Origin of the sequence: Asanoa hainanensis (assembly GCF_900188485.1) — a bacterium.
GTDB classification, from domain to species: Bacteria; Actinomycetota; Actinomycetes; order Mycobacteriales; family Micromonosporaceae; genus Asanoa; species Asanoa hainanensis.
The window spans coordinates 1-22315 of the sequence record NZ_FZPH01000007.1 but is presented as its reverse complement, the minus strand read 5'-3'; the positions used below and the strand labels follow the sequence as shown (position 1 = coordinate 22315).

Genomic DNA, 22315 nt, shown 5'->3' with positions numbered 1-22315 from the left:
CTTACACCGTCGGCTTTCCGGCGAACACGTCCGCCAGGATCGTGGTGTCGAACAGCTCGTCGGCGGTCGCGGTGATGCCGACGGCCGCCATCGTCGCGATGTTGGCGTCGATGCCGGCCTTCGACATCGTGAGCAGGCCGTTGGTCTTCGTCTCCGGCGTCTGGATCAGCGGCACGAACGACTGCGCGGTCAACAGCTGCTCGTCGGCGTTGAGCTGCAGGCTCTTGCCGTACTTCTCGACCGCGAGCTTGACCCCCTTCGCGGGGTCGGCGACGGCGTCCTGCCAGCCCTTGACGCTGGCGCGCATCAGGTTGACCAGCCGGGCCCGCTGCTCCTTGTCGGCGAGCGTGGCCTCACTGACGACGAACGCGTCGGCCCACAGCCCGTAGCCGAAGTCCGCGAGCAGGAAGGCTTCCGTGTCGACGCCCTGGCGCTTGAGCTGGATCGGCTGGGAGGTCAGGAACGAGGCGAACGCGTCGACCTCGCCGTTGACCAGCGGGGCCGGGTCGAACTGCACCGGCACGTACGTGACGGACTTGGGGTCGACGCCGTTGGCCTTGAAGAACGCGTTGTAGATCTCGGTGCCGGACTGCTGCACACCGAGGCGCTTGCCGACCAGGTCCTGCGGCGTACGGATGGGGCTCTTGGCCAGGGACACCACGGCGGACGGGTTCTTCTGCAGGGTGGCACCGACGATCTTGAGCGGGGCGCCTTCCTTGCGGGCCCGGGCGATCGTGTCGACGGAGTCGAGGCCGACGAACGCCTTGCCGCTGGCGACGAGGGGGCCGACGGACACCGACGGGCCGCCGGGCACGACGGTCGTCTTCAGGCCTTCCTTGGTGTAGTAGCCGCCGTCGTCGGCGACGTAGATGCCCATGTTCTCGACGTTGGCGAGCCAGCCGAGCTGGAAGGTGACCGGGCTGACGCCGCCGCTGGCGCTTTTCGCGTCGTCGTCGTCGCCACAGGCGGCCAGTGCCCCGCCGGACACGGCCATGAGCGCGCCGCCACCGAGGAGTTTCGCGGTCACAGAAAGGAAATCACGGCGAGAGGTCATCAGTGTCCAATCAGGTCGTACGTCGGTTGGGGCCGGTGGAGCCACGTATCAGCAGGTTCGTTTCCAGCACGATGCGGCGGGCCGTCACGTCGCCGCTCTCGCGCAGGCGGCGCAGCAGCAGCCGCATGGCCAGCGCGCCCTGCTCTTCCATCGGGCGGTCGACGACGGTCAGCGGCGGCATCAGCAGCGCCGCGAGGTCGAGGTCGTCGAAGCCGATGACGGAGAGCTGGTCGGGCACGCTGATGCCGAGGTCGTGCAGGGCGCGCAGCGCGCCGATGGTCATCAGGTTGTTGGTGACGAACAGGGCCGTCGGCGGGTGTTCGAGAGCGAGCAGGCGCATGACCGCCTGGTAGCCGCCCTGCTCCCGGAAGTCGCCGACCTCCTCGTACACCTGCGCGGTTTCGCTCTGTCGCAACGCGTCGAGGAACGCCTCGCGGCGTTGCCGGCCGGGGGTCGAGTTGACGGTGCCGTTGACGATGGCGATCCGGCGGTGGCCCAGGTCCAAGAGATGCTCGGCGGCTCGGCGGCTGCCGCCGGCGTTGTCGACCAGGACCGCGTCGAACAGGTCGGTTCCCGTCCCGCCGATCTCGCGGTCGAGGAAGACGATCGGCAGGCCGGCCTGTTGCGCGCGCAGCGGGGCCTCGTCCGACTCGACCGTCGGCGCCAGGATCGCCCCGTCGACGCGGCCGACCAGGTCCGCGAGGACGGCGGCTTCCCGGTCGACGTCCTCGTCGGTGTTGGAGAGGAACAGGTGGTAGTCGTCCTGCCGCGCCACCGCTTCGGCGCCCTTCACCACGGCGGCGAAGAACGGGTTGGTGACGTCGGGGACGACAACGGCGATCGACCGGGTACGACCGGAGCGCAGGCTGCGCGCCACCGGGCTCGGGCGGTAGGCGAGGTCCTGGACGGCAGCGCGGATCGACTCCTCCGCGCGGACGGGTTGACCGGCCAGGAACCGCGAGACCGTCGTCGTGGAGACGCCGGCCCGCCGAGCCACGTCACCGATCGTCGCCTCGGACATAGCAGGTCACAGCCCCCTGGAATCGAACCCTGGTATCGATTGCACTGGACCGTAGATCCGTGCGAGCATCCCGTCAAGCAGACGTGAAAGATCTTGAAACAATTGGGGGCCCGCGCGGCATGACCGGTCTCGAGCGGGCGCGCATCGTGGTCATCGGCAGCACGATGATGGACATGATCTCCTACCTGCCGCGCATTCCGGACACAGGCGAGACGCTGCTCGGCGACCGCTTCGCCCTGGGTTTCGGCGGAAAAGGCGCGAACCAGGCGGTGATGGCCGGCCGCCTCGGTGCCGAGGTCTGGATGGTCGCCTGCGTCGGCACAGACGTCTTCGGCGACATGACCCTCGACAACTTCCGCGCGGCTGGAATCGACACCACCTACGTGACGCGGACGTCCGCGGCGAGCAGCGGCGTGGCCCCGATCTGGGTGGAGGCGGGCGGAGACAACCGCATCGTGGTGGTCCCGGGAGCGAACGCGTTGCTGACCGAAGGCCAGGCCACATCGGCGGTCTCGTCGATCCCCCGAGTCGACGTGGTGGTCGGGCAGTTCGAGGTTCCGCAGGCGGTGACCGCGGCGGGCTTCCGCGCGGCCAAGGAACGCGGCGCGCTGACGGTGCTGAACCCGGCACCGGCGGCGGACATCAGCCCCGACCTGCTGTCGGTCACCGACTGGCTGATGCCCAACGAGGTCGAGTTCGAGTCGCTGGCAGGCTCGACCCCGACGGACACGGCGATCACGGACCTGGCCGCCCGCTACGGCGTCAAGGTCGTGGCGACGCTGGGCGAGGCGGGCGCGGCGGTCGCGGACGGCTCGGGACGGGTCGTCCGAATCACCCCACCAGCGACAACGGCGATCGACACCACCGGCGCCGGCGACGCCTTCGTGGGCGCCTTCTCCTACGGCCTGGCCGCGGGCCTCTCCCCCACGGCCGCCGCCCGACTGGGCTGCGCATGCGCGAGCTCCAGCGTCGCCCGCGCGGGCACCCAGTCATCGTTCCCCCAGGCCGCCGACCTCGACGCGGCCCTCACGTGGGCAAGGGCCTGAACGCCGGCGACACCACGTGCTGAGGGCTCCTCAACACGGATCATCGGCGGCGACACGGCGCTTCACCTGAGTCGAGCGTCCCGCGAGCACGGGGCCGCCGGACCACCACTCCACGGGGCTTTGCTCTGCACCCATATACGCACCGCAGGTCAGCGGGGGTGTTGCGGATATGGGTGCAGAGCAAAGGCGCGCGACGGTCACTTGGGCGACGGCCGGAAACGCAGGTGCGTTGCCGTTCCGGTGACCGGGGTGCCGTCCGGGATCAGGTTGCCTTGCTCGCCGCGGAACAGCGGCGTCCCGTCGCCCAGCAGGATGGGGATCAGGTGCAGGTGCACCTCGTCCAGCAGGCCTGCCTTCAGGAGTTGGCCGGCGATGTCCGCGCCCATCACCAGGACGTGTTTGTCCCCTGCGGCCTGTTTGGCGCGGGCTGCGGCGGACTCCAGGTTGTCGTCGAAGGCGAACACTCCGCCGTTGTCGCCCGTCAGGTCTTCGCGGGTGCGGTGGGTGACCACGAAGCTGGGGACGCCCGGCCACGGGGTGCCGCCCCAGTTGACCAGGCCCAGGTCGAAGGTGTGTCGGCCCATCAGGGTGGCGCCCACATTGTCGTTGATCGCGTCGCGGGCCGTGGCGTCGACCGCGTTCGTCCCGGCCATCCACTCGTGGAGGCGCTCGCCGCCGTCGCCCATCGGTTCGGCCGCGCGGACGTTTGGGCCCGTGGTGAAGCCGTCCAGCGACATCGACACGTCCAGCACGATCTTGGCCATCGTTGGTCTCCCTCGGAACCCGGCGCCGCCGGTCGGCGCCTTCACCGCAACGTCGGAGCCGCCTGGCGGGTTTCGACAGCCTTTAACGACTGGACGCGGGGCCAATCCGGCTTGTAGCTTCCAACCGACCGTGACGCCGCCCTAGGAGGTGAGACCCCATGAACGCTGGACCGATGTGGGTGCTCTCCGGGCGACGCGCTTAGGTGTCACCGGGAGCGCCACTGGCACTCCCGAAAGGCAACACCGAATGTTTGACGTGATCATTTCTGGGTGTGGACCGACCGGCGCGATGTTGGCCGCCGAGTTGCGGCTGCACGACGTGCGGGTTCTCGTGCTGGAGCGCTTGACCGAGCCCACCTCGTACGCCCGCATCGTGGGCCTGCACATCCGCAGTCTCGAGATCCTGGCAATGCGCGGGCTGCTGGACCGCGTCCTCCCGCACGGCCGGCGGCGTCCGGCCGCCGGGTTCTTCGCCGCCATCGACAAGCCCGCGCCCGCTGGCCTGGACTCCGCGCACGCCTACCTGTTGGGCATCCCGCAGCCGGTCATCGTGGGACTCCTCGAGGAGCACGCGATCGCCCTGGGCGCACAGGTCCGCCGCGGTGCCGCGGTCGTCGACCTCGCGCAGGACGCCGACGGCGTGACCGTCACGCTCGCCGACGGTGAACAAACCACGACGCGTTATCTCGTCGGCTGCGACGGCGCCCGCAGCACCGTGCGCAAACTGCTCGGCGTCGGCTTCCCCGGCGAGCCGTCCCGCAACGACACGCTGATGGGCGAGCTGGCCGTGGGTGTTCCCGACGAGGAGATCGCCGCCGCGGCACGAGAGCTGCGTGCGACCGACCGGCGTTTCAGCATCAGTCCCGTCGGCACCGGCGTCTATCGCGTCATCGTCCCGGCCGCGGGCGTCAGCGACCGCGCCGAACCACCCACGCTGGCAGACTTCACACGCCAGTTGCGCAAAGTCGCCGGCACCGATTTCGGCGTCCACGACCCGCGCTGGCTGTCCCGGTTCGGCGACGCAACCCGGATCGCTGAGCGTTATCGGCTCAAAAGAGTCCTGCTCGCCGGCGACGCGGCACACATCCACCCACCCATCGGCGGGCAGGGCCTCAACCTCGGCGTCCAGGACGCCGTCAACCTCGGCTGGAAACTCGCCGCGCAGGTCCGCGGCTGGGCGCCGGAGACCCTGCTGGACACGTACGAGGCCGAACGCCACCCCGTCGCCGCGGACGTGCTCGACAACACCCGCGCCCAGATCGAGCTGCTGTCCACCGAGCCCGGCCCGCGGGCCGTGCGCCGGCTGCTGACCGAGCTGATGGACATCGACGAGGTGAACCGTCGCCTGATCGAGAAGATCACCGCGATCGACATCCGGTACGACTTCGGCCAAGGCCCCGACCTGCTCGGCCGCCGCCTCCCCGACCTCGACGTGAAACAGGGCCGCCTCTACGACCTCCTGCACGCCGGCCGCGGCCTGCTGCTCGACCGCACCGGACGCCTCACCGTCGGCGGCTGGTCGGACCGGGTCGACCACGTAGCAGACCCCACCGGGGAACGGTGCGTCCTGCTGCGCCCCGACGGCCACGTCGCCTGGATCGGAGACGACCAGCGGGGCCTGGACGAGCAGCTCACCCGCTGGTTCGGCGCGTCACGCCAGCTTGTGGCGCTCGCGCAGTAGCCGCAGCAACGTGGGCAGGTTGGGGAGCTGCCAGTCGGCGCTGACGATCTCGGCGTTCTCCAACCGCCCGTCCGCCAGGACGGCGACCCGCCGCACCACGTCGATGTCCGTCAGGTGCGGCAGGTCGAAGCTGTTCGGCGTCGGCGGACGACCGTCGAAGTCCGCGACCGTGCAGACCTCGAAGACGATGCGGACCACCCGCGTCTCCCGTTCGGTGTGCGGAGCGTAGAACCGACCCGTCGGCCACGCGTCCAGCCGCACGCGCACCAGCTCGGACCAGGCGACCCGCCCGCCGGGGGTGACCAACCCGTAGTCGCACACCGACAGCGGACCGAACGCCACCGTGCCCCAGGCCCGCAGCGCCTCGCGAGCCGGGCCGAGCTGGCTTTCGCCGACGCCGGCCAGGATCGCCTCGCTGACCGGGTCAGGCTGCCCCAGCGCGACCAGCGAGCCAGGGACACCACGCCCGCGCACCACCATGCTCCACTGTGGTCCGCCGTGAAGCGAGAAGCCGAACCGTTCCTCCGTCGTCACGATCGGCGCGCCGCCGATCGATAACCGTGCGGCGCAGCGCCACAACACCGACGACGACACCGAGCACCACGAACGTCCGCGCGACGATCGACGGGTTGACCAGCCAGGCTGTCGCCGACCCGACCGCCAGCGAGCCACCCGAGATCAACAACGAGACCGGGAGCGGCAGGGCGGACCCGACGACGCCGACCGGGCGCACGAACCAGCACGCGAGGGCCGACTCGAGCGTCAGCAGCGACCACCACATCGAGGCGTCGAGGCCGACCAGGGGCGCGGGGAGCAGGCCGACGAGCAGGAGCCGGCCACCGCCGAGGCCCAGCCGCTCCTGCGGCAGGTCAGCCACGTACCCGACGGTCGACCCCAGCTCCATACCCGTCAGCGTCGGGCATGCCCGCAACCCTCATCGTCGATGGCGGGCCATCCACTGCCACACGCGTGTCCCGTCGTGCTGAGGGTCGTTGCGGGCGACGTAGATCCACGACCAGTGACCCGGGAACCGGTAGCCGTCCCACGTCACGGTGTCGTACAGCGACATGATCGAGCCTGGGATCAGCTCGTGCGCGTGGACGGTGTTGAGCTCCGGTGGCACCGTCGTGTCGTCGCGCGAGGCGACCAGCCAGGTCGGGGTGTCGATGGCGACGAGCTCGGCGTCGGTGACCATCGTCGGCCCGCCCGGTTGCAGGGACGTGACGACGCCGCAGATCGGCACGGACGTGGCGAAGAGCGAAGGATACAGAGCGGTCATCTTCAAAGCCATGTATCCGCCGTTGCTGCACCCGACGACGTGGATCCGGTCGCGGTCGACGTCATGCCGCCGGGACACCTCGCGGACGATCTCCTGGATGAGCGGCGCGAAGCGGGGGCCGTCCTCGAGCCAGAACGACGTGCTCTGCGGCGCCACGACGTACGCGCCGGAGAAGATCCGTTGGGCCTCGGGTGTGGCGAAGCCGAGCGCGCCGCGGTTGGCCCGCAACGTGGTCTCGTTGTCGTAGTAGTTGTCCGGCAGCGACGCGCCCTCTCCCCCGCCGTGCAGCCACACGACCAGCGGCCGCCGCCCGCGACAGTCGGACGGCGAGAACAGCCGGTACTTCATGCCCGACCCGGACGTGTGGTAGCTGAACGCGTCCACCTCGGGGTTGACCAGTCGCCCCTGCACGAACGACGAGATAAGCAAGGGCTTGCGACCGCGTACGACGAGAGGTGCGTTCTGGGTGATGGTGTAGACGAGGTCGAGCTGGACGTTGCGGCCCCGGCTCAGGATGTAGCCCAGTGTCCCGCCGCCGAGCTGACCCTCCCCGTGGCTGAGCTCGAGCACGATGTCGCCGCGGCGGTCGACCCGGGCAGCCGTCACGGTGCGGTCCAGGTCGTACACGCTGAAGATCTGGTCGCCGGCCGCGAGAGCAATGGGGCTGGTCGCCTTGGCGTGCACGCTGAAGGTCGCCGCCGACACCGAGGAAGGGTCGACGTGGCCGAGGCGGGACGTGTCGAGCGTGACGGACGTGACCTGCTCCCCGCCGTCGAGAACCTCCGCGTTGAGCTCGAAGCGAACACTGGTGGCCGCGTCAGCCGCCAGAGCGGGCAGGGACAGACCCGCGGCGGCACCAGCACCGGCGGCCAGGATCGTGCGACGGCGCAGAGGCGTACCCATGCCGGCTCCTTTGATCAGTTCGACAAGTAACGCAATGAAGTCGGTCTATCACAGTAAGGTGATCTCAGGGAACCCTTCATCGGCAACCATCACTGCCAGTAGCGTCGCGGTTTTCCCGCGCCGCAGGCCGGATTCGGCTAGACCGGAGCTATGAAGATCGCACCGCCGCCGGATACGCTTCCCCGCGCCATCCAGGCCCGGGGCGTCCGGCACAACACCCTGCGCGACCTCGACGTCGACGTGCCCCTGTGGCGCACGGTGGTTATCGCCGGAGTGTCCGGGTCGGGCAAGACCTCCCTGGCGATGGGCACGCTGTACGCCGAGGGCCTGCACCGCTTCCTGGAAGGCCTGAGCACCTACAGCCGGCGCCGGCTCACCCAGGACCAGCGGCCCGACGTCGACCGGATCGACCACCTGCCGCCCGCGCTCGCGTTGCGGCAGCGCCCGCCGACGCCGGGGCGGCGCAGCACCGTGGGCACGATGAGCGAGGTGCTCAACGTGCTGCGGCTGATCATGTCGAGGCTCGGCACGCACCGCTGCCCGAACGGCCATCCGGTGCCGCCGTCGGTGGCCACGCAGGCGATGGAGATCGTGTGCCCGGTCGGCGGCGAGCGGTTCGAGGCGCCGGGCGCGGAGTCGTTCGCGTTCAACTCGATCGGGGCCTGCCCGGGCTGCAACGGCATCGGCACCCGGTACGACGTCGACCCGGAGACTCTGGTCCCCGACCCGACCAAGACGATCGCGGAAGGCGCCGTCCTGCCGTGGAACGTCGGCGGCCGCCGGCTGTCCATGTACGCGGCCGGCGAGCTCGGGGTGCGCCTCGACGTGCCGTACAACAAGCTGACCCGCAAGGAGAAGGACCAGGTGCTGCACGGGAAGCCGGTCAAGCAGCCGGTGGTCCTCTCCGGACGCAACAGGCGCACGGTGCGGCTCAACGTCACCTACGACAACGCGATCACCGCGGCCCAGAAGTCGGAGAAGAGCAAATATCTCGTCTCGCACACGTGCCCCGTCTGCCACGGCGCCCGGCTGCGCCCGGAGGCGTTGCGCTCCACGCTCAACGGCCGCAACCTGGCCCAGATCAGCGCCCTGGACCTCGACCACCTGGTCGCGTTCGCGCACGACCTGCCGCCGCTGATGCCGCCCGAGCTCGACCGGCTCACCACCGGGCTGATCGGCGAGCTGCTCGGCGCGATCGGCCCGCTGCTCGACCTGGGCCTGGGCTACCTGGGCCTGGACCGGGCCGGCGCCACGCTGTCGACCGGCGAACGGCAACGGATCGAGCTGACCTCGACGGTACGGGCCAACACCACCGGCATGTTGTACGTCCTGGACGAGCCGTCCGTCGGCCTGCATCCGAGCAATGTGGAGGGTCTACGCAAGACGATCGCGGCGTTGGCGGGCAACGGCAACACCGTCGTCATCGTCGAGCACGACCTCGACCTGATCCGGTCGGCGGACTGGGTCATCGAGCTCGGCCCGGGCGCCGGCCGCCTCGGCGGTGCGATCGTCGCCGAGGGCACACCCGACCAGATCCAGAAGAGCCGCCGGTCCATCGTCGGGCCGTTCCTGTCCGGCGGGCCCGCCGTCGACCGCCCGCCGCGCCCGCTGCCCCGCGAGCGGGCCACGATCGCCGTGCGGCGGCTCTACAACCTGCGCAACGTGACCGCCGGCTTCCCCGTCAACCGGTTGACGGCCCTGGCCGGCCCGTCCGGCGCCGGCAAGACCGCGCTGGTGCTGGACAGCCTGATCCCGGCGGCCCGCGCCCGGTTGGCCGACAAGGACCTGCCGGAGCACGTCAAGTCGCTCTCGCTCGGCTCGATCCGGCAGGTCGTCGAGATCGACGCGACCCCGATCGGCCTGAACGCCCGGTCGACGCCCAGCACGTACTCGGGTGCCTTCGACGCCATCCGGGCCTACTTCGGCGCCCACTCGGGCCTGGCCGCCGGCCACTTCTCGTTCAACACCAAGGCGGGCCAGTGCCCGACCTGCCGCGGGATCGGCTCGATCGACCTGGACGTGCAATACCTGCCCGACATCAACGTCGAATGCCCGACCTGCCACGGGGCGCGGTTCAACCCCGAGACCTTGGCGGTACGCGTGGACGGGCTCACCATCGCGGACGTGCTGCAGCTGACGGTGCGGGAGGCCCTCGACCGCTACGCCGACGTGCCGACGATCGCCCGTCCGCTGCGCCCGATCGTCGACGTCGGCCTGGGCTACCTGCGCCTCGGCGAGCCGACCCCGTCGCTGTCCGGCGGCGAGTCGCAGCGGCTGCGCATCGCGGCCCGGCTGCGCAGCAGCCAACACGACGTGCTGTACGTGCTCGACGAGCCGTCGACGGGGCTGCACCCGGTCGACATCCGTACCCTCGTCGGCGTCTTCGACCGCCTCCTCGCCGACGGCGCGACGATCGTCGTGATCGACCACGACCTGGACATCCTGGCCGCGGCCGACCACGTGATCGACATGGGCCCGAGCGGCGGCCCGGACGGCGGCCGCATCATCGCACGCGGCACCCCGTCTGAGATCGCCGCCGACCCGCACAGCGTCACCGGCCCCTGGCTCGCCTCCCATCTGGACGGGCGGACCAGGCGGCGGGCGTCGGGTCAGCGGTCGCCGGCGATGTAGTGGGTCAGAGCGGCCTGGTCGGACTCCAGCTCGTCGATCCGGCTCTTGACGACGTCACCGATGGTGACGATGCCGACCAGGCGGCTCTCGTGCATCACCGGCAGGTGCCGGATGCGGCGGTCGGTCATCAGGCGCATCACGTCTTCCAGCCTGGCGTCGGTGCCCAACGAGTGGACGTCGGTCGTCTGGATCGCCGCCACCGGCCCGGCCAACACCGCGTCGCCCTGCGCTGCCAACGCACGTACGATGTCGCGCTCGCTGGCGATGCCGTCGACGGTGGCGCCGTCCCGCGAGACCACCACCGCGCCGATGCGATGGTCGGCCAGCACCGCGAGCAGGTCCCGGACAGTTGTATCAGGGGTGACGGTGATGACGGTGCTGCCTTTGACGCGGAGCACATCGCTGATTCGCATGTGGTCTCCCGAGGACGTTCGGCGGCGTTGCCGTGGTCAAACCTAGGTTAAGCCCCATCGGGTCCCGGTGCGCGTCACCGGCCCATGGCTGGCCGCGCGTCTGGGTCTGGGCTGGCGGCCAGGAAGCCGCCGGACTGGCGTGACCACAGGTCCGCGTACAGCCCGCCCTGGTCGAGCAGGTCGGCGTGGGCGCCCTGCTCGATGATCCGGCCCGCGTCGAGGACCACGATGCGGTCCAGGTGGGCGATGGTGGACAGGCGGTGGGCGATGGCGATCACCGTGCGGCCGGTCATCACCTCGCCGATGGTGTCGTGGATGGCGGCCTCCGCCTCGGAGTCCAGGGCGGACGTCGCCTCGTCCAGGACCAGGATCGGGGCGTCGCGGTAGAACGCCCGGGCCACCGCGATCCGTTGCCGCTGGCCGCCGGACAGGCGCACGCCGCGCTCGCCGACGTGGGCGTCCAGGCCGGTGCGGCCGTCCGCGTCCCGCAGGGTGGCGACGAATCCGTCGGCGGACGCCCGGCGCAGCGCCGCCTCGATCCGGGTGTCGTCGACGGCGCCGGGCCCGGCGATGTTCTCCCGGACCGACCGGTGCAGCAAGGTGGCCTCCTGGGCGACCATGGCGATCTGGCCGCGCAGGCTCTCCTGCGTCACGTCCGTGATGTCGGTGCCGTCGATCGTGATCGTGCCGGACTCCGCGTCGTGGAACCGCAGCAGCAGACCGACCAGTGTGGACTTGCCCGCACCGGATCGGCCGACGACGCCGACCCGCTCCCCCGCCGCGACGTCCAGGCTCAGCCGGTCGAGGCCGCCCGCGCCACGGCCGTAGTGGTGGCTGACCTCGGCGAAGCTGATCGCGCCGCCGCGTACCCGCAGGTCGGTCGCACCGGGTTTGTCCGCGACCGCGAGCGGCGCCGCGACGGTTTTCAACGCCCGCCGCAGCGCACCGACCGACCCGAACAGCGACGAGACGGCGTCGAGCAGCCACTCGGCCATCGCGGTGATCCGGAAGCTGAGCGCCAGCGCGGCCGCGACCAGACCCAGCGGCGCCGCGTCGGTCTGCCAGAGGACGATCCCGTAGCCGACCAGCCCGCACAGCAGCGCGCTGCCGAGCGCCATCATGCTCGCGTTGACCGTGACCTCGACCCGCTGCACGGCCAGGTGGGCGCGCCGGGCCCGGGCGAACACCTCACGGTCGTGCCCGACGCGGGCGTCCGGCCCGCCGAGCAGGGCGAGGGTGTCGACGTTCGCGTACGCGTCGACCAGCAGGCCCGTCAGGTCCGACTCGGCGTCCTGCAGGCGCGCGGACGCCTGCCGGTAGCGCGGGACGGCCCAGCGCATCAGCAACGCGTACGCGACGATCCAGGCGCCCAGGGGCAGCAGCAGCCGCACGTCGATCGCGGACATCAGCCACACCGAGCCGACGATGTACGCCACGACGAACACGAGCGTGTGCACGACGCAGTACGCCGCGGTGCTGGCGGCGTCACCGCCGTCGCGGACCCAGGTGGCGATGCGCCCGGCCAGGTCGTCGCGGAACCAGCCGACGGACTGGCGCGACACGTGCCGGTGCGCCCGCCAACGCGCCAGGGGCCGGGCGTTGGCCCGGAACGCGATGTCGTCGAGCGCCTCGCCGACCAGGTTGACCGCGGGGCGGACCAGCAGCACCAGCACCACGACGGCGATCAGCTCGGTGCCGTGCTCGGCCCACAGCGTGCGCGGGCTGCCGGCGGCGAGGGCGTCGACCAGCGCACCGGCGTACCAGATGAGCCAGACCTCGATGGCCGCACACAGCAGGGTGGTGGCGACGGCGCCGACCACGACGGGCCGCAGCGGCCGAAACTCGGTCAGCAGGAAGCGACCGACGGTGCTGGCCGGCGCGCCCTCGGAGGTGGCAGGAAAAGGATCAACAGAGTTTTCGAACAGACCCAGCACGCCGAGAGGTTAGGTGAGTTTGCCGCTCGTCGCCTGCCATTTGTGCGCCTCAGCCCTTGATCGCGCCGGACATGAAGCCGCGCACGTAGTGGCGTTGCAGGATCAGGAAGAGGATCGCGCAGGGCAGGGCGAGGACGACCACGCCGGCCTCGGTCGCGCCGTAGTCGACCACCCCTTGAACCTGGCCGCGCAGGTTCGCGACGGCCAGTGGCAGGGTGACCCGGTCGGAGTCGTTGACGAGGATCAGCGGGGCCATGAAATCGTTCCACGCGGCCAGGAACGCGAACAGCCCGACGGTGATCAGGCCGGGTTTGACCGACGGGAGCAGCACCTGCCGCAGCACGTGGAAGGGCGAGCACCCGTCGACCCGGGCGGCCTCGTCCAGCTCCCGGGGTATCGCCTCGAACGAGATCCGCATCATGAACGTCGCGAAGGGCAGTTGGAACATCGTCAGGACCAGGGCGACGCCGACCAGCGAGTTCGTCAGCCCGACATAGTCGAGCAGGACGTAGAGCGGGATCAGCAGCGTCGCGTACGGCACCATGAGGATGGCCAGGGTCGCGACGAAGAGCAGGTTCCGCCCGGGGAAGCGGAAGCGGGCGAAGGCGTACCCGCCGAGCAGCGAGACCAGCAGCGTCAACGCCACCGTGAGCAGGGAGACGAACGCCGAGTTGAACAGGTAGCGCCAGACGCCGGCCTGGTACTGGGCGAGGGTCACGTAGTTGCCGAAGCCCCAACCGTCGACCTGGTTGGTGCCGGCGTGCGGCGAGACCGAGGAGACGGCCGTCCAGGCCAGCGGGAACACGAAGATGGCGGCGAGGCTGGCGGTGAACACCCAGTAGGGCATCCGCAGGACGACGCCGGCGATCGTAGGCCGCATGTCAGGTTCCCTCGTATCGGAAGGCGCGCAGCTGCGCGACGTTGATGACCACCAGGGCGAACAGCGCGATCACGGACAGCGCCGCCGCGACACCGAGGTCGTTCTGGCCCTGGAAGGCCACCGTGTAGATGAGTTGGACGACGGAGACGGTGCTGTTGTCGGGGCCGCCCTTGGTGAGGATGTAGAACTGTTCGAAGGCCAGCAGTGAGCCTGTCACGCACAGCACGGTGGTGAGGGCCAGCGTCGGTCGCAGCAGCGGCAGCGTGACCCGTCGGAACTGTTGCCACCGGGTTGCCCCGTCGAGGTGTGCGGCCTCGTACACCTCGCTGGGAACGCTCTGCAGGCCGACCAGCATGAGCAGCATGTAGAAGCCGGCGTAGCGCCACACGATCAGGAAGAGGGTCGAGCCCAGGGCCATGTTGGGCGTGCCGAGGAAGCTGATGCCGAGGTCTTCCATGACCGGCGCCAGCGGACCGGCCAGCGGCGAGTACAGCACGTAGAAGAGCAGGCTCGCCGACGCGAGACCGAGCGCGCTCGGAATCAGGAACGACACGCGCAGCAGGTTGCGCCAGCGGGAGGACTCCTGCACCAGCAGGGCCAGTCCGAGCCCGAGGGCCAGCAGGAGGACCGTGGCGAGGAACGTGTACTTCAGCGTGAAGACGATCGAGTCGACGAAGAACCGGTTCTCGACGGCCTTCACGTAGTTGTCCGGGAAGTTGACGCCCTGGTCGCCGGCCAGCAGCGGCCACCTGGACGCGGACATCTTGAACACCAGCACCAGCGGAAGGGCGAACAGCAGAACGACGAACACGGCTGTCGGGCTCGCGAAGAGCCAACCCGCCGCGGCGTCGCGGTTACGCCGGACCTTCGTCACCACGTCTCCTCCACGCATCGCACAGGGATGGGCCGGCGCCCGTCGCGCGCCGGCCCACCCGACCACTACTGACCGAGAACCGCTGACACCTGGTCGTTGTTCTTCTGGAGGTTCGCGCAGCTTTCCAGCACGCAGTCGCGGACGAGGCTCAACCAGGGGCTGTTGGTCGCGTTGTAGGCCTGCTGGAAGTTCAGCGAGACCGGCGTCCGGCCGTCGGCGGCCACCTTGTTGATCGTCACCAGGCGCGGGTCCTTGGCCGCGTAGAGGTTGTCGGCCAGGTCGGACCGGGAGACCACGTCGTTGTTCTTGGCCAGCACCTCCACCTGGGCCTTCTCGGTCATCATCCAGTTCAGGAAGTTCCAGGCCTGGTCGGACTTCGCGGAGTCCTTGGAGATGCCGATGCCGTCACCACCGACGAACGTCGAGGCTCCCCCTGCGGCGCCGGGAATGCCGGCCACCCCGACGTCGAACGGTGTGGAGGAGAGCAACGTGGCCGGGTAGAACATGAGCCCGACCTTGCCCTGGGTGAAGCCCGCTGTCCACGTCGGACCGGCCTCGTCCCGGGACGACGGCAGCACCGCTCCCGACTTCCACAGGTCCTGCCACGTCCCGAACACCTTCTTCGCGGTGTCGCTGGTCAGCAGCGAGGCCGTCCCTTCCGCGTTCGTCACGTCCTGGCCGTCGGCCCAGAACGACGGGAACCAGGTGAACACCAGGCAGCCGCCGCAGTTCAGGCCGGTCGCGGTGCCGTACACGCCGGACTTGTTCAGGCCCTGGACGGCCTTCGCGGCCGCGGCGTACTCGGCGAGTGTGGACGGTGCCTTCTCCGGGTCGAGCCCGGCCTCCTTGAACAGCGCCTTGTTCCAGAAGAGCATCGACAGGTCCAGGACGAACGGAAGCACGTACTCCTTGCCGCCGTCGGTGCCCGCGGCCAGGTGGCCCTTGTTGATCGAGTCCTTGAACGACAACCCGTTGATGTTGGCGCTGATGTCCTTGAACAGGCCCTGCTTCACCCAGTTGGGCACGTACACGATGTCGGCGGCGAACAGGTCGGGCAGGCTGCTCGACCCCGCCGCCGCGCCGACCTTGGCCACGTAGTCGTCGTTGGGCACGACCGTGAGCTTGACCTGGTTCTTGTGGCTGGCGTTGTATGCCTCGACCAGCAGCTTGGCCTGCTTCTCGAGGGGTGCGCGCGTCCACAGCGTGAGCTCTGAGCCGTCGTCGACTCCGTCAGGTGGAGCCTGCACCGTCGTGTCGGTGTCGCTGGAGCCGCATGCCGCGAGGACGACCGCGAGGCCGACGGCGACGACGGCGGCAATCGCTCGTCGACCACCCGACCAGCATCGCGGCGCTGCAATGCCTCTCATGACTTCTCCTTCGATTCACTGAGCGGGGTTCCTGTGGTGGATGGCGCCGGCACGGTGGGAATCCAGACCCGCATGGGCCCGGGCTCCCGGTTGCCCCAGAGGAAGTAGGGAATCGCGACGAGCCGCAGGCGCGTCAGCGGGGCGGGCGGAACGGGGTAGGCGCCGTACAGCTCGGATGATCCGGCCGCGGTTGGCAGGAGTCCCTGCGCTGTCACCGTGACGGGCACGAGCGTTCCTTCGCCGGAGTCGGTGACGGTGATCGGCGCGCTGACGTCGAGAGCGACGTCTTCCAGACAGCTTTCCGGGGGCAGATCGGCCTGTTCGATGCTGTGGACGATCGGCCCCCGGACCAGGGCGACGCATCCCCGCACCGCGTCGACCTTCGGATGGGCACCGACCAGCCGGACCGGCATGGGCAGGTCGACGATGACGGTGCTGGATCCTTGCCAGGATCGGGTGAGGCGAAGGTAGCCCTCCGCCATCGCCCGATCGACCGTCGCCGGGTCGACGGGCTCGCCGTCGACGGAGACGGTGACCGCTGTGCACCAGCCGGGAACCCGCAGCGCGAGCGTCCACGGCTCCGACCGGGTCGAGCGGACCGTGAGCCGCAGGTGGCCCTGCCACGGGTAGCGGGTGTCGACATCGATCTGTCCGTGGCTGGTGCGGACGCTGCCGGCGCTGTAGAGGTGCAGCTGGGTGCCGCCGGCGTCTTCGGTGGCCACATAGGACTGCAGCGAGGCGATGAGGCGGGCCAGGTTGGGCGGGCAGCAGGCACAGGAGTACCAGGAAAGCCGTTGCGAAGGCGCGTCCTCGTGCGATCCGTCGTGGCCGGTGCGCAACTGGAGTGGATTGGAGTAGAAGAAGCTCTCGCCGTCCGCGGACACGGCGACGGCGATCGCGTTGTAGAGCGCGCGCTCCATCTCGTCGGCGTACCGACGGGCGCCGGTCGCCAGTAGCAGCCGCCAGTTCCACTGGAAGCTGGCGATGGCGGCACAGGTCTCGGCGTACGCGCGGTCGGGCGGCAGCTCGTAGGGATCGCCGAAGGACTCGCCCCAGTGTCGTGAGCCCTGCCCGCCGGTGAGGTAGGTCTTCGTCTGGAACGCCGACTCCCACAACCGTTCGGCGGCGTCGAGCAGCTGCTGGTCACCGGTCTCGACGGCGACGTCGACGACGCCGGCGAGCAGATACAGCTGGCGCACGGCGTGGCCCGTGACTTCGGTGGCGGATCGCACCGGGACCTCGTCCTGGAAGTACGCCCGGCCGAATCTCTCGTTCTCACCGAGCAGGCCCTGGCCGCGCAGGTCGACGAAGCGCTTGGCCAGGTCCAGGTAGCGTTGCCGGCCGGTGGCGCGGTAGAGCTCGACGAGCGCGGTCTCGATCTCGGGGTGACCGCAGACAGCGTCCCTTCCACCGGCCCCGAACACCTCGACCGCGAGGTCGGCCGCCCGCCCGGCGACCGCGAGCAGATCGGAGCCGGCACCGGCACGCACGACCGCGACAGCGGCCTGGATCAGGTGGCCCGCGCAGTAGAGCTCGTGGCCCTCCTCGAGGTCCTCCCACCGCGAGCGGCTCGGGTCGGACTGCACGTACGAGTTGAGGTAACCGTCCGCTTCCTGGGCGCGGGCCAGTAACGCGGACGTCGAACGGATGAACTCGCGGGCCGCGTGGTCGCCCGGATCGCGGCCCAGTTGCCAGGCCGCGGCCTCCAGCGTCTTGTAGACGTCCGAGTCGCTGAACCGCATGCCGACGTGTGCTCCGTCGACCTCTCCGATGGCACGTCGCAGGTTGTCCAGCGCGCCGCTCTCGTCGAGCTGTCGCACGCAGTGGGGCAGCGTCGCCGTCGCGTTGCGGAGCTGCCACCGGCCGAGCAGACCGGCCGGGTCCAGCCGCACGGCGTCCAGCCCGAGCGGCCGCAGGCCCGTCGCTCGGCCGGTCGGGCTCGCCGGACCAGGTCCGGCGGCGGCGGTGCTGACATCTGTCGGGTGGTCGGCCATCGGGTGGAGCTCAGTCGCCATGCGTGCTTCGCTTCCTTGCCGTCGCGGGGGTTTCGGCGCCCATCGAGCGCCGACTGTTTCGCCTGGTAGAGTGCAGAAACCCAAAGCCGAAAGGCCTTTCGGGAATTTATCGATGTCGGCCAGTGCTGTCAAGGATCGGGCGGTAGACTGCGGCCGACCTGCCATGGGGGGCGACGGCATGACAGGAAAGGCTTTCGGTGGCTAGGCAGAGCGGGCGTTCGGCGACCTTGAGTGACGTGGCGCGGTTGGCCGGGGTGTCCACGGCCACGGCTTCGAAGGCACTCAACGAGCGGGCCGAGGTCGCGCCGGCCACGCGGGAGCGGGTGCTGAAGGCGGCGGAGGTGCTGGCGTTCCAGCCCAACGTCCTGGCTCGAGGACTGATGTCCGGCCGGACCGGCACGATCGGGCTGCTCACCGACGAGCTCGGTGGCCGGTTCTCGATCCCGATCCTGCTGGGCGTCGAGAACACCGTCGGCAACGAGATGATGTCGGTGCTGCTGTGCGACGCGCGGGGTGACGCGATCCGCCGCCGGCACTACCTGCGCACGCTGCTCGCGCGGTCCGTCGACGGGTTGATCGTGGTGGGTGAGTCCAACGACCTACGACCGTCGCTCGTCGACGAGGTCGCGGTGCCGGTGGTCTACGCCTACGGCGAGTCGGACAACCCCGACGACCTGTCCATCATCTCGGACGACCGCCATGGCGCGACGTTGGCGGCCGAGCACCTGCTGGCGCAGGGCCGCCAGGCGATCGGGCACATCACCGGCGAGCCGACCTACCGCGCGGCCCGCGAACGGGCAAGCGCGCTGGGTGAGGTGCTGGAGCGGGCCGGGCAACCGATCGTCGGCGGGGCCATGTTCGGTGACTGGACCCAACGGTGGGCCCGGCACGCCGCCCGCACCCTGCTCGCCGCGCACCCCGGGCTCGACGCCATCTTCTGCGGCAGCGACCAGCTGGCGGTGGGCGTGACGGACACCCTGAACCAGATGGGTGTGCGCATCCCCGACGACGTCGCCCTGGTCGGCTACGACAACTGGGAGGCGTTCTCGGCCCAGAGCAACCCACCGCTGACCACCATCGACACGAACCTGCAGGACATCGGCGCCGCCGCCGCCAAGCACCTGTTCGACGCCCTCGGCGGCGAGGCCACCAGCGGGGTGATCCGCCATCCGACGCGACTCGTGGTCCGCGAGTCCACCGGGCCACGGACCACGGGTCGTGCCACCTCCGGGCCTACGGTGTGAGCGTGACGGCGTACGCGTCGTTGGCGTTGGTCCAGTTCACGGGCACCAGGATGGAGTTCCCGCTGACCGCGAACCGGCTGTTGGAGACCACGGTCGGCGCGCTGACGGCGGCGTTCGTCGACGGCATCCGTTCGACCAGGACGTTCACCGACCCGTTGGTGGGCAGCCACGACGGGATGTTGGTGTAGCGGATGTCGATGGCACCCTGCGCGCCGCCGGCCCGGGCGCCGAAGACGGCCAGCGACCGCCGGCTGCCGGAGTCCTGGAAGACGATGCCGTCGTGCGACGAGCCCGCGGTGATGTTGGTGCGCTGGCCGGACTGGTCGGCGTAGCGCTTGTAGACCCACCACTGGCCCATGGGCTGGCCGGCGTTGGACGTGGTGAGCCAGCCCAGCGTGTCGTAGAGCGAGGGAGTCTGGCCGACCATGCCCCAGTTGGCCCGTGCGCCGTCGCAGTTGCACCGCTCCAGGCGGGCGATGTACCAGGCCGACGGACCGGGTTGCTGCTCGGCGCCGAACGCACCGTACTCGTTGACGGAGTAGCCCTGGACGCTCATCCCCCGGGCGGCGAGCATGCTGCTGGCGTTCGCGGCGTCGACGGCCGGATCGCCCGGCAGAGCGTGCCAGCTCAGGATGTTCGGGACGACGTTGTTGGCCCTGACATAGTCGAGGTACGTGGCGAACCAGCTGTTGTTCGGCGAGCAGGCGCAGCTCGGGCCGACGATCACCGCGCCCGGGAGGGCCGCCCGGATCTGCTGGGTGCCGCGCCGGACCATCTCCAGGTACTGGGCCTGGCCGCGACCCCAGAAGAAGATGTTCGGCTCGTTCCACATGTCCCAGCGCACGTTCGACCCGGTCATCCCGGCGGCCCGGACATCGGCGATGATCCGGTTGATGAAGTTGGTGTAGTCGGTCCAGTTGCCGTTGTCGCCGGGCCACCGGGGGACGTTGCAGACGCCGTCGGAGCCCCACAGCCCCGCGATGATCATTTCGACGCGCGCGCCGGTGCGCTGCGCCCGGTTGTAGTAGGCCCGCATGAAGTCCCACCGCGGACCATAGGATCCGTTGACCCAGCCGCCGTTGGGACAGCCGATCTGCGACCCGCCGGCGCGCATCGTCTTCACCTTGATCTGGTCGGTGGTCGACACCGACGGCGCTGACGCGTTCGTCGACACGCCGTAGATGAAGCCGGAGGCGCGATAGGTCGGCGTTCCGCCGAAGAGCGAGAAGTTGACGGTCATGCCGTCCACCGCGGCGTACGCCGGCGAAGCTGGCTGGAATCCCAGCGTCAGCACCACGACGGCGGCAACTGCCAGGAGCCTGCGAGGGGTGGGTCGGATAGTCACGTCGTCGGTCCTTCCTTGCAGAGGGGGACGGAGCTAGCCAAGACGATGACCCACGAAAGCGCTTTTAGCAATAGACAGGCATCTTGACCTGCTGTTTTCTGACGATCAAATAGACGTACGTAGGTCTCCGAAAGAATGTTTCGACGGTCGGCCGACCCGCTCGCCCGGGTGTCTCAAGTTGAGACAGGAGACGACGGCGCCACGCGGTGTGATGCGGTGATGGAGCCGACGACGTTCGCGCAGGTCGCCGAGACGGTGGCCGGGATCGGCGCGCTCGGCATCCTGACCGCGACGCTCAACGTGTTCGCGCTGCGGGTCGTGCGCATCGAGGAGGTGCCGGGCTGCGTCCAGCCCCGCATCCGCTGGTGGAGCACCCACAACCCGGCGTTCCTGCTCGTCAGCGCGGCGGTGACCGGCGCCGGCCTGGTCATGATGATCGCGGCCGCGGCCCGCTGACTCAGAAACGCAGCTCGGTCCAGGTCTGCCGGTCGGCCGAGTGGACGTACGGCTGCTCCCGGCCGCTCGCGCCGCTGCCGGCCAGGAAACGGGCGCCGACGCGGACGGCGGGACGCTGCTGCGCGGCGGGCACGAAGGCGTTCCCCCGCAGCGTGAAGCTCCGGCCGGTCAGCACGTCGAAGACGGTGAGCCCGCCATCGGCCTCGGGGCTGGCCGTCAGCCCGACGTCCTCGGTCGGCTTGGCGATCGGCGCCTTCAGCGGCTCCCACCGCCGCCCGTCGTCCGTGGTGCGCCACAACCGGTAGCCGGACCCGTCCACGAGGAAGGCGGTGCGGCCGTCGGCGACGGCGAGGCGGCCGGTCGTGCGCTGCGGGCGGCCCGGCTCGGCCGCCGCCGCGGGCAGCGGGACCTCGCGCCACGACCGGCCCCGGTCGCGGCTGACGAACAGCCACGACCGGTCGTCGTCGCTGCCCTCGACCCAGGCGCTGCCGTCGGCGCCGACCGTCACGTCGGTCATCAGTTCGGTCAACGGTGCGATCGGCGGGGTGGCCAGGCGCGCCGATCGGCCGTCGGGCAGCAGCACGACGATCCCGATCGGGGCGCCGGCGTTGCTCTCGACCTGCGCCAGGCCGCCCGCGGGGATGCTCTGGACGACGCCGTCCGGGCGCACGGGCGGCTCGGTCCAGGTGGCGCCGGCGTCGGCCGTGAACCAGCGCCGGTCACCGTCATAGCCGTCCAGCGCCACCCGAGACCCGTCGAGCACCCGCAGCATGACCCGAGGGTCCTCGCCGCTCGGATACCGCAGGCCCGGCACCTGGTGCGACTGCCAGGTCGTACCCCCGTCGGAGGTGTTCGCCAGCCACACCCCGCACTCGTCCGCGCACGACGACGCCAGCGCGAAGCCGTGGTCGGCGTCCACGAAGTGGACCTGCGGCGCTCCCACGACAGCCAGGTCCGCGGGCGGCGGGGCCGCCGGTGCCGGCGATGCACACCCCGCGATCGCGAGCACCGCCAGGACGCCGATCCCCTTGCCCCACAACGAGACGATCATTCGCATGGGGCAAGAGCTTAGACCGCGTCTCATTTGGGGTTGTTGTAGTCCAACATCATTCGTTGTACGAGCGTGAGTGATGTGGAGAAGTACTGCCCGGAGTCGTTGTGGCATCTGGTGCAGCCGCTGCTGCCCGAGCACCCGCAAAGGCATCAGGGTGGCGGGCGGCGGCGGATCGATGATCGGGTTGCGGTAGCGGCGATCGCGTACGTGTTGCAGACCGGCTGCGCGTGGGACGCGTTGCCGGAGTCGTTCCCGATCTCCCGGGCGACCGCGCATCGCCGGTTCACCGAATGGGTCGAGCAAGGCGTCATGCAGGCGCTGCATCAAGCTGTGCTGGACGTCCTCGGCGTCGCC

At 70.1% G+C, this 22315-nt stretch carries 20 protein-coding genes; 6 read left to right on the top strand and 14 right to left on the bottom strand.

All coding sequences use genetic code 11. The annotated features are described in order from the left end of the window. Position 1: 1 nt before the first annotated feature. On the bottom strand, positions 2-1027 hold the full coding sequence (locus CHC05_RS18470) for an ABC transporter substrate-binding protein (RefSeq protein ID WP_179266251.1): 1026 nt from the start codon (positions 1025-1027) through the stop codon (positions 2-4). 37 nt (positions 1028-1064) lie between these two features. Further along, complete coding sequence (locus CHC05_RS18465; RefSeq protein WP_089250467.1) at positions 1065-2075, bottom strand: LacI family DNA-binding transcriptional regulator; 1011 nt, start codon at positions 2073-2075, stop codon at positions 1065-1067. A gap of 119 nt (positions 2076-2194) precedes the next feature. Between CHC05_RS18465 and CHC05_RS18460 the strand changes: the two genes are divergently transcribed. After that, positions 2195-3121 (top strand): ribokinase, encoded by a 927-nt coding sequence (locus tag CHC05_RS18460; RefSeq protein WP_089250465.1) that lies wholly within the window; start codon positions 2195-2197, stop codon positions 3119-3121. 197 nt (positions 3122-3318) lie between these two features. On the opposite strand, the gene CHC05_RS18455 is transcribed toward CHC05_RS18460, so the two are convergent. After that, complete coding sequence (locus tag CHC05_RS18455) at positions 3319-3885, bottom strand: dihydrofolate reductase family protein (protein WP_089250463.1); 567 nt, start codon at positions 3883-3885, stop codon at positions 3319-3321. A gap of 247 nt (positions 3886-4132) precedes the next feature. Here CHC05_RS18455 and CHC05_RS18450 point away from each other — a divergent pair, with 247 nt between their 5' ends. Then, positions 4133-5566, top strand: coding sequence for an FAD-dependent monooxygenase (locus tag CHC05_RS18450; RefSeq protein ID WP_089250461.1), 1434 nt, complete (start codon positions 4133-4135; stop codon positions 5564-5566). Here CHC05_RS18450 and CHC05_RS18445 read toward each other — a convergent pair. The 3 genes from CHC05_RS18445 to CHC05_RS18435 are packed head-to-tail and all read right to left on the bottom strand — an operon-like array spanning position 5537 to position 7748. After that, positions 5537-6040, bottom strand: coding sequence for a hypothetical protein (locus CHC05_RS18445; protein ID WP_144022650.1), 504 nt, complete (start codon positions 6038-6040; stop codon positions 5537-5539). The genes CHC05_RS18450 and CHC05_RS18445 overlap by 30 nt on opposite strands. Continuing rightward, positions 5991-6470 carry a hypothetical protein gene (locus CHC05_RS18440; RefSeq protein ID WP_089250457.1) on the bottom strand — a complete coding sequence of 160 codons (480 nt, stop codon included), beginning with the start codon at positions 6468-6470 and terminating at the stop codon, positions 5991-5993. The genes CHC05_RS18445 and CHC05_RS18440 overlap by 50 nt, the downstream gene beginning before the upstream one ends. Positions 6471-6500: 30 nt before the next feature. Next, a complete protein-coding gene (locus CHC05_RS18435) occupies positions 6501-7748 on the bottom strand; it encodes a prolyl oligopeptidase family serine peptidase (RefSeq protein ID WP_089250455.1) in 1248 nt (415 codons plus the stop codon). Positions 7749-7898: 150 nt separating this feature from the next. On the opposite strand from CHC05_RS18435, the gene CHC05_RS18430 reads away from it, so the two are divergent. After that, positions 7899-10379, top strand: coding sequence for an excinuclease ABC subunit UvrA (locus CHC05_RS18430; RefSeq protein ID WP_089250453.1), 2481 nt, complete (start codon positions 7899-7901; stop codon positions 10377-10379). Here the strand turns inward: CHC05_RS18430 and CHC05_RS18425 are convergent. The 6 genes from CHC05_RS18425 to CHC05_RS18400 all read right to left on the bottom strand — a co-directional run bounded on the left by CHC05_RS18425 (position 10358) and on the right by CHC05_RS18400 (position 17862). Further along, positions 10358-10792, bottom strand: coding sequence for a CBS domain-containing protein (locus tag CHC05_RS18425; protein ID WP_089250451.1), 435 nt, complete (start codon positions 10790-10792; stop codon positions 10358-10360). The two genes, CHC05_RS18430 and CHC05_RS18425, sit on opposite strands and share 22 nt — an antisense overlap. Before the next feature lie 74 nt (positions 10793-10866). Then, positions 10867-12726, bottom strand: a complete 1860-nt coding sequence (locus tag CHC05_RS18420; RefSeq protein ID WP_089250449.1) for an ABC transporter ATP-binding protein — start codon at positions 12724-12726, stop codon at positions 10867-10869. A 49-nt stretch (positions 12727-12775) separates the two neighbouring features. Further along, complete coding sequence (locus CHC05_RS18415) at positions 12776-13606, bottom strand: carbohydrate ABC transporter permease (protein WP_089250447.1); 831 nt, start codon at positions 13604-13606, stop codon at positions 12776-12778. Between the two features lies 1 nt (position 13607). After that, on the bottom strand, positions 13608-14480 hold the full coding sequence (locus CHC05_RS18410) for a carbohydrate ABC transporter permease (RefSeq protein WP_245871017.1): 873 nt from the start codon (positions 14478-14480) through the stop codon (positions 13608-13610). Between the two features lie 65 nt (positions 14481-14545). Further along, positions 14546-15847 carry an extracellular solute-binding protein gene (locus CHC05_RS18405; RefSeq protein WP_089250445.1) on the bottom strand — a complete coding sequence of 434 codons (1302 nt, stop codon included), beginning with the start codon at positions 15845-15847 and terminating at the stop codon, positions 14546-14548. Further along, positions 15844-17862, bottom strand: a complete 2019-nt coding sequence (locus CHC05_RS18400) for a glycoside hydrolase family 127 protein (protein WP_245871014.1) — start codon at positions 17860-17862, stop codon at positions 15844-15846. The genes CHC05_RS18405 and CHC05_RS18400 overlap by 4 nt, the downstream gene beginning before the upstream one ends. A gap of 236 nt (positions 17863-18098) precedes the next feature. Here CHC05_RS18400 and CHC05_RS18395 point away from each other — a divergent pair, with 236 nt between their 5' ends. Then, positions 18099-19106: a LacI family DNA-binding transcriptional regulator gene (locus CHC05_RS18395; protein WP_245871012.1), complete on the top strand. Its 1008-nt coding sequence runs from the start codon at positions 18099-18101 to the stop codon at positions 19104-19106. Here CHC05_RS18395 and CHC05_RS18390 read toward each other — a convergent pair. Continuing rightward, a complete protein-coding gene (locus CHC05_RS18390; RefSeq protein ID WP_144022649.1) occupies positions 19096-20451 on the bottom strand; it encodes a beta-xylosidase in 1356 nt (451 codons plus the stop codon). The two genes, CHC05_RS18395 and CHC05_RS18390, sit on opposite strands and share 11 nt — an antisense overlap. A gap of 219 nt (positions 20452-20670) precedes the next feature. On the opposite strand from CHC05_RS18390, the gene CHC05_RS18385 reads away from it, so the two are divergent. After that, complete coding sequence (locus tag CHC05_RS18385) at positions 20671-20907, top strand: hypothetical protein (protein ID WP_089250439.1); 237 nt, start codon at positions 20671-20673, stop codon at positions 20905-20907. A gap of 1 nt (position 20908) precedes the next feature. Here the strand turns inward: CHC05_RS18385 and CHC05_RS18380 are convergent, their stop codons facing one another. Then, a complete protein-coding gene (locus tag CHC05_RS18380; protein WP_089250437.1) occupies positions 20909-21964 on the bottom strand; it encodes a hypothetical protein in 1056 nt (351 codons plus the stop codon). A gap of 66 nt (positions 21965-22030) precedes the next feature. On the opposite strand from CHC05_RS18380, the gene CHC05_RS18375 reads away from it, so the two are divergent. Beyond that, positions 22031-22315, top strand: a 285-nt coding sequence (locus CHC05_RS18375) for a transposase (protein ID WP_144022648.1), incomplete at its 3' end; no start/stop codon positions are given.

Excerpts from the sequence above, each read along its gene's own strand:
- CHC05_RS18460 (WP_089250465.1), top strand. The coding sequence starts at position 2,195 with ATGACCGGTCTCGAGCGGGCGCGCATCGTGGTCATCGGCAGCACGATG.
- CHC05_RS18405 (WP_089250445.1), bottom strand. The coding sequence starts at position 15,847 with ATGAGAGGCATTGCAGCGCCGCGATGCTGGTCGGGTGGTCGACGAGCG.
- CHC05_RS18435 (WP_089250455.1), bottom strand. The coding sequence starts at position 7,748 with ATGGGTACGCCTCTGCGCCGTCGCACGATCCTGGCCGCCGGTGCTGGT.
- CHC05_RS18400 (WP_245871014.1), bottom strand. The coding sequence starts at position 17,862 with ATGGCGACTGAGCTCCACCCGATGGCCGACCACCCGACAGATGTCAGC.
- CHC05_RS18415 (WP_089250447.1), bottom strand. The coding sequence starts at position 13,606 with ATGCGGCCTACGATCGCCGGCGTCGTCCTGCGGATGCCCTACTGGGTG.
- CHC05_RS18450 (WP_089250461.1), top strand. The coding sequence starts at position 4,133 with ATGTTTGACGTGATCATTTCTGGGTGTGGACCGACCGGCGCGATGTTG.
- CHC05_RS18455 (WP_089250463.1), bottom strand. The coding sequence starts at position 3,885 with ATGGCCAAGATCGTGCTGGACGTGTCGATGTCGCTGGACGGCTTCACC.
- CHC05_RS18380 (WP_089250437.1), bottom strand. The coding sequence starts at position 21,964 with ATGCGAATGATCGTCTCGTTGTGGGGCAAGGGGATCGGCGTCCTGGCG.
- CHC05_RS18425 (WP_089250451.1), bottom strand. The coding sequence starts at position 10,792 with ATGCGAATCAGCGATGTGCTCCGCGTCAAAGGCAGCACCGTCATCACC.
- CHC05_RS18465 (WP_089250467.1), bottom strand. The coding sequence starts at position 2,075 with ATGTCCGAGGCGACGATCGGTGACGTGGCTCGGCGGGCCGGCGTCTCC.
- CHC05_RS18385 (WP_089250439.1), top strand. The coding sequence starts at position 20,671 with ATGGAGCCGACGACGTTCGCGCAGGTCGCCGAGACGGTGGCCGGGATC.
- CHC05_RS18440 (WP_089250457.1), bottom strand. The coding sequence starts at position 6,470 with ATGGAGCTGGGGTCGACCGTCGGGTACGTGGCTGACCTGCCGCAGGAG.
- CHC05_RS18430 (WP_089250453.1), top strand. The coding sequence starts at position 7,899 with ATGAAGATCGCACCGCCGCCGGATACGCTTCCCCGCGCCATCCAGGCC.